Source organism: Pseudomonas sp. F-14 TE3482, from assembly GCF_053629455.1.
The window spans coordinates 177,152-191,670 of record NZ_JBRJII010000001.1 but is presented as its reverse complement, the minus strand read 5'-3'; the positions used below and the strand labels follow the sequence as shown (position 1 = coordinate 191,670).

Genomic DNA, 14,519 nt, shown 5'->3' with positions numbered 1-14,519 from the left:
AGGGATCGTGGGGATTTTTACTTCAGGTCAGCTTCGCGAAGCACGCCTCAAGGATATCCAGCCCTTCCTCCAGCACGACGGCTTCGGTGGTCAACGGCGCGAGCAGCCGAATGATGTGCCGCGACTTGCCGCTGGGCATCAGCAGCAAGCCCGAGTCGCGCGCGAGGGCCAGCAGCTGCGTCAACTGCGCCGAGGCCGGTGTGCCATCGGCATTGATCAGCTCGATGCCGCGCATGGCACCGACGCCGGTCAAACGGCCCAGATACGGTGACAGTTCGCGGGTTCGCCAGGATTGATAGCGACTGACAATCGCTTCTTCCTGTTGCGCACCCCAGGCGTGCAGATGCGCATCGCTCATTTCTTCCAGGGTCGCCAACGCGGCGGCACAGGCGATGGGATTACCCGAATAGGTGCCGCCCAATCCGCCCTTGGGCAAGTTATCGAGTAGCGACTTACGCCCGACAACCGCTCCCAGCGGCACGCCGCCGGCAATGCTTTTGCCCAGCAGGATCAGGTCCGGCTCAATGCCCAACCGCGAGAATGCAAACCGCTGGCCTGTACGGCCGAAGCCGGACTGGATTTCATCGGCGATCAGGAGGATGCCTTTGTCATCACAGAAACGTCGCAGCGCCTGGGCGAATTCCACGTCCATCGCCAGGAAGCCCGCTTCGCCCTGTACCGGTTCGACGATAAAACAGGCCACGTCATCAACGTCGATCTCGACGCTGAACAGCCGCTCCATGGCCTTCAGGGCCTCGGCACAGGTCACGCCATTGTCTTGGCTGGGGAAGGGCAGGTGGAACACCGCCCCCGGTAGTACACCGACTTTCTGCTTGTACGGCGCGACTTTGCCATTGAGGTTGAGGGTGGCGAGTGTGCGACCGTGGAAGGCGCCGTCGAAGGCGATGACTGCCGTGCGGCCGGTGGCGCCACGGACGATCTTCAGGGCGTTTTCCGCCGCTTCCGCACCGCTGTTGGTAAGCATGCCGCTGACCGGGTAATCCACCGGGATAAACGCCGTCAGGCGATCCATCAGTTCGAGGTAAGGCACATGCGGCGCGGCGTTGAACGCGTAGTGGGTCAGCCGGGTGGCTTGTTCGCGAATGGCCTCGACGATGCGTGGATGGCAATGGCCGAGGTTCAGCACGCCGATACCACCGACGAAATCGATGTAGCGTTTGCCATCGGTGTCCCAGACCTCGGCGTTTTTGCCGTGGCTGAGCGTGACGGGATGAACGATGTTGATTGACTGACTGATGTTTTCGCTGCTCATGGATGCCGGACTCAGAAGAAGGGATGCTTCTTTTTATCTAAGCCGCGAGCAGCGGTGCCCGGCAAACGAAATAAAGTCGCCGGGTCAATATTAAAAGTCGGGATGTGCCCTGATACCGATCGCTGGCGACGCATAATCTGTGGCGAGGGAGCTTGCTCCCGCTGGACTGCGCAGCGGTCCCCTTCTTTATCAAGATAAACAGGGTCGCTTCGCGACCCAACGGGAGCAAGCTCCCTCGCCACAGTTCAGTGTCACTCATGAGCTTCAGTCAGCGACGGGTCAGCGGCTGCCGAGTGAACTTCACACCGGCCAGACCATGGCCGATCAGCGCGCGGATATTGCCATGGTCGCTGCCTTCAGGCGTGGCCACTACCGAGCGGTAATGCTCGCCAAATGCCAACAGCGCTTCTTCATCACTCAAACCTTCCAGCAATGCCAGACCCAGGGTCTTGCACGAACCTTCGTTCTGCCCGGCGGCGTTTTCCACACCGCCGTTATTGAACGCCTGGGGCTGATAGTCGTAACCGGCGGCGATGAACGCCAAGGTATCGGCGAAAGCGTGTTCGCCGCTCTTGAGGCTGGCGCGCAGGGTGTTCAGATCACTCATTGGGTTTTCCTTTGGCGAACGCCGCTTGCTGGTCGGCGCTGGCTTCTTTCTGGTATTGGGCTTTCCACTCGGCGTACGGCATGCCGTAAACCACTTCGCGGGCTTCGTCGAGGCTGACGTCGATCTGGCGTTCGTCGGCAGCGGCCTTGTACCACTTGGACAGGCAGTTGCGGCAGAAACCCGAGAGGTTCATCAGGTCGATGTTCTGCACGTCCTTGCGGCTGTCCAGGTGGGCAACCAGCCGGCGAAAGGCGGCGGCTTCAAGTTCCAGGCGTTGTTGATCGTTCATGATGGGCTCTGTGCAATCAAATCGTGGCGCGGATGATAAAAGCCTGGCGACCGATGCGCCAGACGCGGTCAGCGGCTCGCGGCCAGGGTAATCGATACCGACTCGGCAAAGCGCAGGGCATGGGGCTTGTCGACTTCGACTTCGGCGTACAGCACTGACTCGTTGACCATGATCAGGTCCAGCAATTCCTGGGTCAGGCGTTCGAGCAGGGCAAAGCGATTGCCCTCCACGTGGGCGATGATCGCCTTGGTGATGGTGCGGTAATTCAACGCGTGATCGATATCGTTGTCACGCACTGCATCCTGAGCGGCGTACAGGATGGTCAGGTTGATCAGCACATCCTGCTTGTTGAGGATTTCGTCCTCGTTGATCCCGATGAAAGTTCGCAAACACAGGTCCTTGACCCGGATGCGTGCCATTCCTGGTTGAAGTTGTGGCATTGCTACTTGCTCCGTCCAATCAATTGCAGGAACTCCTGGCGGGTATTACTCGACTCGCGGAAGGCGCCGAGCATCACCGAGGTGTTCATGGTCGAATTCTGTTTTTCGACGCCGCGCATCATCATGCACATGTGCTGGGCTTCGATGACCACCGCGACACCGGCGGCGTCGGTCACTTGCTGCACGGCGTCGGCGATTTGCCGGGTGAGGTTTTCCTGGATTTGCAGTCGGCGGGCGAACATATCCACAAGCCGCGCAATCTTCGACAGGCCCAGCACCTTGCCCGTTGGAATATAAGCCACATGGGCCTTGCCGATGAAGGGCAGCATGTGATGTTCGCAGAGGGAGTACAGCTCGATGTTGTCGACGATGATCATTTCATCGTTGTCTGAGGCAAACAGCGCGCCGTTGACGATCTCGTCGACACTTTGCTCGTAACCATGACACAGGTATTGCATCGCCTTGGCGGCGCGCACCGGGGTGTCTTGCAGCCCTTCGCGGTCGGGGTTTTCACCGAGGCCGATCAGGATCTCGCGATAGCTCTGGGACAAGGAGTTGTGTGGCGGGAATAACGTCATGGGACATCCTCGCGGGAGCGGCTTATTTGACGTGCCGTCCGCCGTTGACGGTCAGGGTCGTGCCGGTGACATAAGGGTTGTCGAGCAAATAACGCAGGCTCTGGTAGATCACTTCGCTGCCGGGCTCGATGCCCAGTGCCGATTTGGCCAGAACCCTGGCGCGGTACGCCGCGTCGTCGTCGGGATTGAACAGTAGCAGGGCTGGCGCGATACCGTTGACCTTGATTCCCGGCGCGTATTTCGCGGCAAAGGACAGGGTCAGGCTGTCGAGCCCGGCTTTGCTGGCGCAGTAGCCGATATGCTTGCTGCTGCCCCTGCGGGTCACATCATCGCTGATGTGCACGATGTCGGCGGGACTTGAACGCCGTAGCAGGTCGGCACAGTGCAGGTTGATCAGGTAGGGCGCCAGCATGTGCACGCTGAACATGCGGGTGAAAGCCGCGGCTTCGGTGCCCGGGGTTTCGGTCAGCCATTCGGAAGCGTTATGGACAACCGCCCGCAAACTGTCGGTGTGGTTTTTCAGTTCGCCGATGAACGCAAGGATGCCGGCCTCGCTGGAAAAGTCCGCAAACACCGCGGTCGCCCCCAGATCACGCAGGGTTTGCACACCAGGGCGTTCGCTGCGATAGCTGAAAATGACCGGATGGCCGTCTTCGAGCAAACGCTGCGCACAGTGCAGGCCGACACGCTGGCCGGCACCGGTGATGAGGATTGGGGCTGCGGTAGAGGTCATGAACGGCTCGCGTCGCGGTAAGAGCAAAACTATACCAGCGACGGGAGGCGTACACCTATTGTGGGAGCGGGCTTGCTCGCGAAGGCGGACTGACAGTCAGCAATAATGTCGACTGTTACACCGCTTTCGCGAGCAAGCCCGCTCCCACAAGGAGGATCAGCGGTGCTGGGTTGAGGGTTCGGTGGGCAACGGACGTGCCGATGGGGTTTGCAGCCACCCGGCCAGCAGACGCGTCGACAGCGGAATGAAGAAATACACCATCAATGGCGTCAGGCACAGGGTGCTGACAAACACGCGGGTCAGCAAACCCGTTTCAGCCAGCAGCGGCCCCAATACAAAGTTGAACAACAGGGACACCGGAAAGAACGCCAGCCAGATGGCCACGGCCTGTTTCCAGCGTGGCGGACGCTGGCCGACCGCACCGAACCAGCCATCGATGCCACTGACCCGATGTTCCGAAGGATTGGCAAATAGATCACTGCCGCGCCCCAGCCAGGCAGTGCGCGATGCGGAATGCTCCCAGGCGTGCATGGTCTGCTCGTCGGCGAAGCGGAAGATAATCTGGAATTCGTCATCATTGGGCGGCGGAGCCAGTACGCCAGAGCCCAGGTAACCGGGGAAATCGGTGGCCAGTTGTTCGCCTTCGCGCAACCAGGCCATCAGGTCCTGGTAACGCCCATCGGCGACGCGGCGCGCAACCATCAGGGTGACGGGTGAGGTAGACATTTTGTATCTCCGTAGGGAAAACGCGTCGCTCCGGATAAGAGCTTCGCCAGACACAGCGCCGGGGTGGTGGGCCGCGTCTCAAGACAAGCAAGGATTATTCCTGATTATTTCTTGGACGTCTGTGCCAATTAGTTCAACGGCGTGTTGATTCCTAATGGGGCAGTGGCGTTAGAATGGATCCAACTTTATACATGGACGTAGATTACAAAATGCCTGTGCTGACCGACCTTGCACCTGGCTTGCCCTTCAGCACCTCGCTGATTCGAGAAGAACTGTTTCCGATCCGTGAGGTCGCGCGTCTGACAGGGGTCAACCCTGTCACGCTACGTGCATGGGAGCGGCGGTACGGTTTGATACAACCCACACGCACCGAAAGCGGGCACCGTTTGTATTCGGTGACCGATATCGAGCGGGTTCGTAGCATCCTCGGCTGGATCGAACGCGGTGTTGCCGTCAGCAAGGTCGGCAAGATACTGGCCAAGACCGAACCGCTCAAAGTACTGGCGCAGGTGATGCCCAACGAACTCGTTCAAGCCAACTATGACCAATGGCAGCAGCAGGTCAAGGCTGCGGTGAGTGCTTTCGACGAAGTTCAACTGGAGCACGTCTACGGTCAGATTTTTTCCAGTTACCCGCTGACGGTGGTATTTCAGGACATTCTGATTCCGGTCTGGAAGCTATTGCTACAACGCCATGAAGCGTTCGGTCAGATTAGCGAGTGGCTTTTTCTGGATGGTTTTCTACGATCTCGAGTGTTGCAACGCCTGTTGCTAGTGCGAGTCATGCAACCGCGACGAGTCATTGTCTGCGCCTTGGCCGATCAATGCCGTGAACTCGACGTGTTGGTCACGGCGCTGTATCTGAGCAGCGTCGATTCGGCTATTCAGTTGTTGGCGATCGGTCAGCCCTTCGAAGAGTTGGTTCTGGTCTGCGAGAAGATCAGGCCCAAGGCACTGATAATGATTTCCAACCACGCGCCGGCGGGGGAACTGCCTAGACGTTTGAAACGCTTGGCCATGAGCCTGGATTGTCAGGTGTTGCTGGCCGGAGAGGCATCGGACCTGGCACAGGAGAGCCTGGCTGGATCGTCGGTCGGTTGTCTGGGAAATGAGGGAGTGTTAATGCGCCAGCGTCTGAAGCAGTTCCTGGCGGGAAACCTGGATACCTGAGCGTAGATAGACTGAAAGATCAGATATGCAGGGCAGGATGGGTCAGGCGATGTTGCTGAAGAATGTACTGACGCAGACGTTCGGTTTCGTCCTTGTCACTCTGGCTCAATTCGTAGGCGTAGAAACCCTGCTCGGTTTCACGCTCGAAGGTGCCGCGCAACGCAATCCGCTCATAACCTGACGGGCTGAACCACAACGCGAAATGTTTCGGCGCCTTGGTCTTGTTGCGAACCTCCAGCAAAACCCCTTTGAACGATATTTCATGCACCCACATCGTGCCGGGTTGGCCCTTGGCATTTTCCAGTGCCACGGGCTCTTCGAGCACCAGGCGCCATGGCCGAATCATCGGCCCGTCTTCATAGATGCTGGGGACGCCGAGGCGTAGATGCATGGCGTGAAACTCATCTTCCACCAAGTGCAGCGGGAAGGTCATTTGCTGATTTTCGAAATTGGCCTGGATGGTGACTTGTTCATGAGCGGCCAGGCGTGTGAGCAAGTCACGGATCTGCGAGCCTCCGTTGACGAGCAGACTCGACGTCGCATCCCGCACATTGAGTTGCGGGTTGTGTTGCATGTTCTGGATAAAATCCAGCTCATCCTGCGTCAGGAGTGCGTCGCGCTGCATGATTTGCTCGAAAGAAATAATTACAAAGTCATCGGTGATTGTAGTAAATGACCACTAATTCGCAGATTGGTTTGAGCCGTTCGTCGTTTTGAGTGCGGCAATTTCTGCCTGTGCCTCGGCCAATTGCGCTTCCAGCTGCGCGACTCGCTGCTGCGCCTTGACCTGAACCGTGACGTCTTTCTGCACCCCGACAAAATAGGTCTGTCCGTCGTGCGGGTTTTTTACCGTGGAAAGCGACAGTTCGTTCCAGAACGGGGTGCCGTCCTTGCGGTAATTCCTGAGGATTTCCCGGCAGGAGCCGCCACTGCCCAATGCCTGCCGAATTAAGGCGAGGGCTGGTTGATCCCGGTCTCCTGCCTGCAAAAAACGGCAATCCTGATAGAGGATTTCTTCGCTGGAATAACCGGTCAGGCGCTCGAATGCCGGGTTTACGTAAATCAGGATGTTGTCCTGTTCGCCTTCCTTTTCGGCAATCACGATGCCGTCGTTGGAGGCGTCGATCACCATTTGCAGCAATGGGGCATTGATCATCGCAGAGTCCTTTGCGTATTGATTGATACGCTGCATTCTAAAAGATCAATGAGGGAGGTGCTGTTAATATCTCCTACTTTTATTTAGATTCAGGATCAGATTGATGAAAGTCGCCATCCTTTCCGGCTCGGTGTACGGCACGGCTGAAGAAGTCGCCCGTCACGCTGCACGCATTTTGAACGCCGCTGGTTTTGAAACATTGCACAACCCGCGTGCGACCCTCGCCGATGTTCAAGCTTTTGGCCCCGAAGCGTTTTTGGCGGTGACCTCGACCACCGGCATGGGCGAGTTGCCGGACAATCTGCAACCGCTGTATTTCGCCATCCGCGATCAGTTGCCGGCGGCCTGGCGTGGTTTGCCGGGCGCGGTGATCGGTTTGGGCGATTCCAGTTATGGCGATACGTTCTGCGGCGGCGGCGAACAAATGCGTGAATTGTTCGGTGAGATGGGCGTGCGTGAAGTCCTGCCGATGCTGCGCCTGGACGCCAGCGAAACCGTGACGCCGGAAACCGACGCCGAGCCTTGGCTGGCGGAACTGGTTAGCGCACTGCGCGGCTGACGTGTGCGGGTGCTCTGACAATGGATCCAGACTCACCCGCGCACTGACTCGCTCGGCCATCAAGCTGGCTGCCAATGCAACTACACGAAGTCCGGGGGCTGACTAGACTGCTGTAACGCAGCAAAAAACAATAAAAACCCAGAAAAATAAAAAAGAGAATCCTTGCCGTGAGCGTAGCCCCCGTCCAATCGCCACACAGCATCAAAGACAAAGTCAGTGCCGCCGAATGGCAGACCCGCGTCGATCTGGCCGCCTGTTATCGTCTGGTCGCCTTGCACGGCTGGGACGATCTGATTTTCACGCATATTTCCGCCAAGGTGCCGGGCACTGAAGACTTTCTGATCAACCCCTTCGGGCTGATGTTCCATGAAATGACTGCGTCGAGCCTGGTCAAGGTCGATCAGGCCGGCAACAAGCTGATGGACAGCCCTTACGAGATCAACCCGGCGGGTTACACCATCCACAGCGCCGTGCATGAAGTCCGTCATGACGTCGTGTGTGTACTGCACACCCACACCGCGGCGGGGGTGGCGGTATCGGCGCAGAAGCAGGGCATCTTGCCGATCAGTCAGCAGTCCTTATTCGTCCTTTCCAGCCTGGCCTGTCACGCCTACGAAGGCGTTGCGCTGAACCATGAAGAGAAGGCGCGGCTGCAAGCCGATCTTGGCGAAAACAATTTCCTGATGCTGCACAACCACGGTCTGCTGACTTGTGGCGGCACCATCGCCGACACATTCCTGATGATGTTTACCTTTCAGCGCGCCTGCGAAATTCAGGTGCTGGCGCAGAACGGTGGTGCGGAGCTGATCGCCATCGAACCGCAGATTCTGGCGGGTGCCAAGGCGATGATCGCCGGTGTCACCAAAAGTGCTCAAGGGATGGGCGGCGCGCTGGCCTGGCCGGCGCTGCTGCGCAAACTCGATAAACAAGACCCGGGTTATAAACTCTAAATGGCCCTCGCCGAGATTCCGCTGTGTGTCTGGCGCAAGCGCGGCCAGACCTTCGTATTCCGCGGTCAGACCCTGCGCTATTGGGCCGCGGGGCAAGGTGAACCGCTGTTGTTGATCCATGGCTTCCCGACCGCCAGCTGGGACTGGCATTACCTGTGGCAGCCACTGGCGCAGCGCTATCGGGTGATTGCCTGCGACATGCTCGGTTTCGGCGATTCGGCTAAACCGGTGAACCACGACTATAGCCTGCTGGCACAGGCCGATTTGCAACAGGCCTTGCTGGCGCATCTGAACGTTGACCAACCCGTTCATATTTTGGCACACGATTATGGCGACAGCGTGGCCCAGGAGCTGTTGGCCCGGCACTATGAAACGCGCGCTGATATCGCCAGTTGCGTGTTCCTCAATGGCGGTCTGTTTCCCGAAACCCATCACCCGGTGTTGATGCAAAAACTCCTGCTCAGCCCTTTGGGCTGGATGATCGGGCGAGCCTTTACCCGAGACGCGTTGGTGAAGAGTTTCCAGCAGGTCTTCGGTCCGCAGACCCGGCCCACGGAAAGTGAACTGGATGACTTCTGGAGCCTGGTCGACAGCAATCGCGGGCAACGGATCATGCACAAATTGATCAGTTATATCCCGCAGCGCCGTGTCCAGCGTGAGCGTTGGGTCAGTGCCATGCAGCGTGGCGAGGTGCCGTTGCGGGTCATCGATGGCGAGGTCGATCCGGTTTCCGGCGGACACATGGTGGCGCGCTATCGGCAGTTGATTCCCGACCCGGACACCATTCTGCTACCTGAAATCGGCCATTACCCGCAGATCGAAGCGCCGGCGCAGGTGCTCAAGCACTATCTGGAGTTTCGCGACCGGCTGGTTTCACCGCCACGCAAGGTGGCCTGTTCCTGACTATCCCGCTGCCTTATTGCGCACCATTCAGCCGCCGCCGTGTTCATTGTGACCGGCAGCCTCGTCGCTGACACTCGCACTCATTGTCCCCTGGCCTGCTGGAGTTTCCCCATGAATGAGTCTGTGCGCTTCGAAGATAAAGTGGTGATCGTCACCGGTGCGGGCGGTGGTTTGGGGCGGGCGCACGCGCTGTTGTTCGCAAAGCAGGGCGCCAAAGTGCTGGTCAATGATCTCGGCGGTTCGGCGCAAGGCGAAGGCGCCAATGCATCGGCTGCCGATCGTGTGGTCGCAGAAATTCGCGATGCGGGCGGCACCGCCGAAGCCAACCACGATTCCGTCACCGACGGTGACAAAATCGTGCAACACGCCCTCGACACATTCGGCCGTGTCGATGTTGTGGTGAACAACGCCGGCACCCTGCGAGACAAGACCTTTCACAAAATGGACGACAGCGACTGGGACCTGGTTTACCGCGTCCACGTTGAAGGCGCCTACAAGGTCACCCGCGCCGCCTGGCCATACATGCGCGAGCAAAACTATGGCCGCGTGATCTTCACCGCATCGACTTCGGGCATCTACGGCAACTTCGGTCAGTCCAACTACGGCATGGCCAAACTCGGCCTCTATGGCCTGACCCGCACACTCGCCATCGAAGGCCGCAAGAACAACATCCTGGTCAATGCCATCGCCCCGACCGGCGGCACCCGCATGACCGAAGGCCTGATCCCGCCGCAAGTGTTTGAGCAACTCAAACCGGAGCTGGTCAGCCCGCTGGTGGTGTACCTCGCCAGTGAACATTGCCAGGAAACTTCGGGGCTATTCGAAGTGGGTGGCGGCTGGATGGGCAAAGTGCGCTGGGAGCGCAGCCTGGGCGCCGGGTTTGATCCGCGGGTTGGTTTCTCTCCGGAAGATGTGGCGGCGCATTGGCAGCAGATTTGTGATTTTGAGGGGGCCGCGCATCCGAAGGACACTATTGAGGCGCTGAAGGAAATGATGGAGAACTTGCAGAAGTATTCGATTTAAGTGGAGGGGGCCACCAAACCGTAAGGATTTGGCTTGGTGGCTCCCGGATTTCAAACGTATCTATTTTCTATAACGAACTGGGGCGCTTTCCAGTTCGGGCCTTTGATTGCCAACCCCCTCTCGCCTTTAGCCAGTACACCCGCTGCGAAGAGTCGCGTGTACGCGCTTTCAAGCTCTCCATACTTCTCGAGAACTTCGCGGTTATAGCGTCTGATCATCATGTCCAAATGAGGGTTTGGTTTGAACAGTGCAAAAACCGTGACGATATCGTCGAGGGATTCATTTTCTACAATTTGCTCAATGGTGTTCATTGCCACAACTCCTTCAGAAGTCTTTGGTAGCAGTGCTCGACTTAACTGGAGCAGGCCACCAAGCTGAGCCTTGGTGGCCGAATTGCTTGTTAAGGAGACGCTGAACAATTAACCCGTTCGCGCCGTCCCTCCATTTTCAAACCGTTTTTTCAACCCATCGGCCTTATTCTTCGTTTCTGGGGCCGATATCTGCCCTCATTTTGCTGATTTGCGGGCCAGTCTCGCCTTTCAGACGGATTTATCCCGCCGCCCGTTGCAAATACCGCTTGGCCAGCATCAGATTGGCCAACCCAAACAGACTGAACAACTGCGCCGTATTCTTTTCCAGTCCACGGTAGCGAACCTTTCGGTAATTGAAACGCACCTTGATCACCTGGAACGGGTGCTCGACCTTGGCACGCAGTTGCGCCTTGGCGTATTCGATCTTGCGCTTGACCCGGAACAGCAAGCTGCCTTTGCCGTGGTGCTGGTAACTGCTTGGCCGTGCTGCAATCGACCAAATAACGTCCCGTTCAGCATGCTCCGGTCGCTTGGCCGCACCGGTGTATCCAGCATCACCCGAAACATAGGTTTCGGCACCGTGCAGCAACTGGTCGACCTGGGTGATATCCGCCACGTTGGCGGCCGTCCCGACCAAGCTGTGTACCAGCCCCGACGTGGCATCGACACCAATGTGGGCCTTCATCCCGAAGTGCCACTGATTGCCTTTTTTAGCCTGATGCATCTCAGGGTCGCGCTTGCCTTCTCGGTTCTTGACCGAGGGCGGCGCGGCGATCAGGGTGGCATCGACAAGGGTGCCTTCCTTGAGCAGCAAACCCTGGCTGGCCAGATGCTGGTTAATCGTTTCAAACAGCACCCGCGTCAGATGATGGTTTTCCAGCAAGCGGCGAAATCGCAGCAAGGTGGTGGCATCCGGTGCCGACTCACGGCCCAAGTCGATGCCGATAAAACCACGAATGGCCTGGCTGTCGTAGACGGCATCTTCGGTACCTTCATCGGAGAAACCGAAACACTGCTGCACGACATACATGCGCAGCATGCGCGACAACCCAATTGCAGGGCGCCCGCGCTTGCCTGTGGTGTCGCCATAGAACGGAACCACTTGCGCCTCCAGTTGTGCCCAGGGCACCAGCTGTTCAAGGTCAGCTAAGAAGCGATCGCGACGAGTCTGCTTTTTCTTGCCGGCGTATTCGAATTCGGAGAAGGTCTTCTGCACGTGCGTAACAAGGCTCACGGAGAGGGGGCTGGTGGGGGGCTCAGTGTGCCAAGGGTGAGGACGGTTGGCTATTTTTGCAGCGTCTCCTTAAGAATATTTATTTTCGGTAATAAACTGAGGGGTTTTCCAGTTCGGTCCCTTTACGGTTTTTCCATTTTCATCGCTTGCCAGTACGCCATCGCTGAAGAGCGAGTTGTAAGTTTTTACCAGTTCACCATTTAAAATTATCTCCTGGCGGTGTCGCCCATACATTCTGTCGACCGCTTGGGCAGACCTGAAAAGCGCGAAATACGAAACGACATCTTCTACCGATTCGTTTTTGATGATTTGTTCGATAGGGCTCATTGTTCGAAGCTCCTCATGTCTTTTTCGTACTCTCTTTGGTCTTGTGCATTCATTGCGCTGATTGCTTCTTCGCTATACAAAAGTGTCAATTCGCTTCCTAGCTTGTAGTCCTCAAGAGTAGCCGTATGTGCATTGTTCCATATTTGAGACTCGTCGGAAGGAGATGCGGTGTCGCTATAGCCGAACGCCCTGTAACGCTCTAGTTCTCGTATCTCATGAGTGTAGTAGCGTAAATCTGTGTCAGTTATTTTCCCGTGCTGGCTCAGAATTTTTTCTAGGCGTCGAACCATTATGTCGTTGGCGTCCGATTGGTCGAGACGTGTGATATGTAATTTCACCGCATCAATTCCAGCTTGAGTGATGACCGCTGTGCGCCAATCCAGATCAAGTATTGGACCTCCGGCCTGCTCTGGGTTAAACAAACGCCCGCTGTATTTACCTTTAACATTCGCCCCCGCGTAAGGACTACTGAGCACGACATACAGCGGCGCAATACCCGAATCATCCGGAAAGACGATGATGAACCTGTCCCATTCCTCCACCAGTATGGGATGCAAATCCAGACGCCCTTCGAGCGGCACGATCGGGGCTCCGGAATACACGGCAGTATCAGCCTGAACAATCGGCCGTTCGGTCGAGCTGTTACTCGGCGTGACGGCGGGCGTCCAGGTCAGGGTATTGGTCGGCGAGTCAGGCAGGCTTAGCCGATAAACGTTGTTCTGCGCATCGAATGTGGCGTGCCTCACCGGAACGCTGGGGCGAATATCGAACCCGTCGGCCGTGATAACAAAGACCTCTGCGCCTGAGCCAATGGGTCTGTAGCCAATCCCGACCGGCAGATCCAGTGTTCCTTGCCGGTCCGCTATGGCTCGCAGTGACTGTGCGCTTTCTGACGTCAGTTCCGCGAGCGGTATGCTCATCGTAAAGCGTTCGCTGTTTCCCAGGCGCGAAGGCGTCAGCAGAGCGGCGAAACCGATCAGTACCGAGCCCAGTGTCGCGGCACCTGCCGCAGTTGCCACCTGCATTGCCGACCGCAGGGCGGTGATTATCGCGGCCGATGTTTCGGGAGCGAGAATGACGGCGGTCGAGGCGAAGGAAAATACCGGGCTGGAAGAGGCCGTCGCTCCCATAGCGGGATATACACGCAGGGCTGCTAAAGCCGCTTGCTGTTTCTCATGCTCCTGCCGTTCAGCTTCAACGCGAAGCTGTTCTGCCTGACGTTGAGCCTCGGCCAGTGTTGCAAGCTGTGCCTGTTCGGCAGCCACTTGTCGTGCGGCGGCTTCGGCGGCAACGAGCGCTTGTTCGGTAGCCAGTCGTTGATCCTCAGCCAGCGCCGCAAGGCGTGCCTGCTCTCGAGCAAGGGCCTCAGCTTGCTCGTTGATCCGTGCCAACTCGGCGGCGATCCGTCGGGCTTCCTGCTCCGCTGCCATTCGCGCCTGATCTTCGGCTTGCACAGCAGCCAGCCAGTTGAGCACGTTGACCTGTTGCTGATTGAGAAGCTGGATGGCTTGGCTCAGAAGCCTCGCTTCATGAGCTGCCCGGTAGGATTGGCTCCACAACTCCCGTGCTACGGCTGACCGGTCCACTCGCCGGATAGCTGATGCCCGATTCAGAAAATCATTGAAATTTTTGCCAACCGGATCACTTCCATAAAAACGGTTGGCGATGGCGGTCTGTCTGTGAAGTTCTGCAGTCTTGCGTTGAATGAGCGTGTTTCTGACACCCAGCTCACGAATCAATGCCGCCGCCGGCGGTAGAGGATGCGTTGGGCCTTCCAGTCGTGTCGTGGCCAACTCGGCCTCAATTGATTGTGGTAATAATGTGGACTTTGCACCGAACTCTTGTTCAAGGGCTATCTGAGTGCCGTACATTATTTCGCGGGTTTTATGGTTGGCCCCTGCCGGCCCGAACATACCGCTAAATGAATAGCCCTGCGTGGTGTCCTTAAAGGGGTCCCAGTTATCTGGGGCCTCTGCAGTAATATGTGTTGCATCAAGAATCAATGGCGGTTTCTGCATATTCAATTCCTTTGAATTTGCTGTTCAGGGTTTCTATGTGATCAATGGATATAGGTTTCAGAAGATGTTCTGGTTTGTCGCAGTAGAGAGTGCTCTTCCATTGATTGATAAGTTATTGCTTTACGTTACAGTGGAATTGGAGGTCATGGGTCTGAGAAGTGCGTAGGGAACCACTCGTGTAGTCGAGAGAAGTTTCCTTGACTGAATAAATAATTAGAAATGT

The 14,519-nt window shown here is 57.3% G+C and carries 18 protein-coding genes; 5 read left to right on the top strand and 13 right to left on the bottom strand.

All coding sequences use genetic code 11. From position 1 onward, the window contains the following. Positions 1-22: 22 nt before the first annotated feature. The 7 genes from AB7M26_RS00875 to AB7M26_RS00845 all read right to left on the bottom strand — a co-directional run bounded on the left by AB7M26_RS00875 (position 23) and on the right by AB7M26_RS00845 (position 4,646). On the bottom strand, positions 23-1,273 hold the full coding sequence (locus tag AB7M26_RS00875; protein WP_123501390.1) for a 2-aminoadipate transaminase: 1,251 nt from the start codon (positions 1,271-1,273) through the stop codon (positions 23-25). A 268-nt stretch (positions 1,274-1,541) separates the two neighbouring features. Continuing rightward, a complete protein-coding gene (locus AB7M26_RS00870; RefSeq protein ID WP_123501389.1) occupies positions 1,542-1,880 on the bottom strand; it encodes a HopJ type III effector protein in 339 nt (112 codons plus the stop codon). Further along, positions 1,873-2,169 (bottom strand): DUF1244 domain-containing protein, encoded by a 297-nt coding sequence (locus AB7M26_RS00865; RefSeq protein ID WP_018927179.1) that lies wholly within the window; start codon positions 2,167-2,169, stop codon positions 1,873-1,875. The genes AB7M26_RS00870 and AB7M26_RS00865 overlap by 8 nt, the downstream gene beginning before the upstream one ends. A gap of 68 nt (positions 2,170-2,237) precedes the next feature. Further along, the gene (folX, locus tag AB7M26_RS00860) at positions 2,238-2,609 is read right to left on the bottom strand and encodes a dihydroneopterin triphosphate 2'-epimerase (RefSeq protein WP_007901645.1); all 372 of its coding nucleotides are present in this window, start codon (positions 2,607-2,609) and stop codon (positions 2,238-2,240) included. A 2-nt stretch (positions 2,610-2,611) separates the two neighbouring features. Next, positions 2,612-3,187 (bottom strand): GTP cyclohydrolase I FolE, encoded by a 576-nt coding sequence (gene folE, locus AB7M26_RS00855; protein WP_123501388.1) that lies wholly within the window; start codon positions 3,185-3,187, stop codon positions 2,612-2,614. Positions 3,188-3,209: 22 nt separating this feature from the next. Next, entirely contained in the window at positions 3,210-3,920 is a 711-nt protein-coding gene (folM, locus tag AB7M26_RS00850) for a dihydromonapterin reductase (protein WP_123501387.1), read from the bottom strand. A gap of 156 nt (positions 3,921-4,076) precedes the next feature. Beyond that, positions 4,077-4,646 carry an antibiotic biosynthesis monooxygenase gene (locus tag AB7M26_RS00845; protein ID WP_123501386.1) on the bottom strand — a complete coding sequence of 190 codons (570 nt, stop codon included), beginning with the start codon at positions 4,644-4,646 and terminating at the stop codon, positions 4,077-4,079. Positions 4,647-4,837: 191 nt separating this feature from the next. On the opposite strand from AB7M26_RS00845, the gene AB7M26_RS00840 reads away from it, so the two are divergent. Beyond that, positions 4,838-5,815 carry a MerR family transcriptional regulator gene (locus tag AB7M26_RS00840; protein ID WP_429387576.1) on the top strand — a complete coding sequence of 326 codons (978 nt, stop codon included), beginning with the start codon at positions 4,838-4,840 and terminating at the stop codon, positions 5,813-5,815. A gap of 19 nt (positions 5,816-5,834) precedes the next feature. Here AB7M26_RS00840 and AB7M26_RS00835 read toward each other — a convergent pair whose 3' ends face one another. Both AB7M26_RS00835 and AB7M26_RS00830 read right to left on the bottom strand, forming a co-directional pair. Continuing rightward, the gene (locus tag AB7M26_RS00835; protein ID WP_007901651.1) at positions 5,835-6,440 is read right to left on the bottom strand and encodes a hypothetical protein; all 606 of its coding nucleotides are present in this window, start codon (positions 6,438-6,440) and stop codon (positions 5,835-5,837) included. 54 nt (positions 6,441-6,494) lie between these two features. Continuing rightward, positions 6,495-6,971 carry a PAS domain-containing protein gene (locus tag AB7M26_RS00830; protein WP_123501384.1) on the bottom strand — a complete coding sequence of 159 codons (477 nt, stop codon included), beginning with the start codon at positions 6,969-6,971 and terminating at the stop codon, positions 6,495-6,497. A 103-nt stretch (positions 6,972-7,074) separates the two neighbouring features. On the opposite strand from AB7M26_RS00830, the gene AB7M26_RS00825 reads away from it, so the two are divergent. The 4 genes from AB7M26_RS00825 to AB7M26_RS00810 all read left to right on the top strand — a co-directional run bounded on the left by AB7M26_RS00825 (position 7,075) and on the right by AB7M26_RS00810 (position 10,406). Next, positions 7,075-7,530, top strand: a complete 456-nt coding sequence (locus AB7M26_RS00825) for a flavodoxin (RefSeq protein WP_123501382.1) — start codon at positions 7,075-7,077, stop codon at positions 7,528-7,530. A 167-nt stretch (positions 7,531-7,697) separates the two neighbouring features. Continuing rightward, entirely contained in the window at positions 7,698-8,480 is a 783-nt protein-coding gene (locus AB7M26_RS00820) for a class II aldolase/adducin family protein (protein ID WP_123501381.1), read from the top strand. Further along, a complete protein-coding gene (locus tag AB7M26_RS00815) occupies positions 8,481-9,383 on the top strand; it encodes an alpha/beta fold hydrolase (protein WP_123501380.1) in 903 nt (300 codons plus the stop codon). Positions 9,384-9,494: 111 nt separating this feature from the next. Beyond that, complete coding sequence (locus AB7M26_RS00810) at positions 9,495-10,406, top strand: SDR family oxidoreductase (protein WP_429387570.1); 912 nt, start codon at positions 9,495-9,497, stop codon at positions 10,404-10,406. A gap of 50 nt (positions 10,407-10,456) precedes the next feature. Here AB7M26_RS00810 and AB7M26_RS00805 read toward each other — a convergent pair whose 3' ends face one another. From AB7M26_RS00805 to AB7M26_RS00790, 4 genes are all read right to left on the bottom strand, one after another. Further along, positions 10,457-10,717, bottom strand: a complete 261-nt coding sequence (locus AB7M26_RS00805) for a hypothetical protein (protein WP_123501378.1) — start codon at positions 10,715-10,717, stop codon at positions 10,457-10,459. Positions 10,718-10,955: 238 nt separating this feature from the next. Then, entirely contained in the window at positions 10,956-11,933 is a 978-nt protein-coding gene (locus AB7M26_RS00800) for an IS5 family transposase (RefSeq protein WP_123501377.1), read from the bottom strand. Positions 11,934-12,020: 87 nt separating this feature from the next. Further along, positions 12,021-12,278, bottom strand: a complete 258-nt coding sequence (locus tag AB7M26_RS00795) for a hypothetical protein (RefSeq protein WP_038979005.1) — start codon at positions 12,276-12,278, stop codon at positions 12,021-12,023. Then, entirely contained in the window at positions 12,275-14,296 is a 2,022-nt protein-coding gene (locus AB7M26_RS00790; RefSeq protein WP_429387566.1) for an S-type pyocin domain-containing protein, read from the bottom strand. Before AB7M26_RS00790 ends, AB7M26_RS00795 begins: the two co-directional genes overlap by 4 nt. Positions 14,297-14,519: the final 223 nt, after the last annotated feature.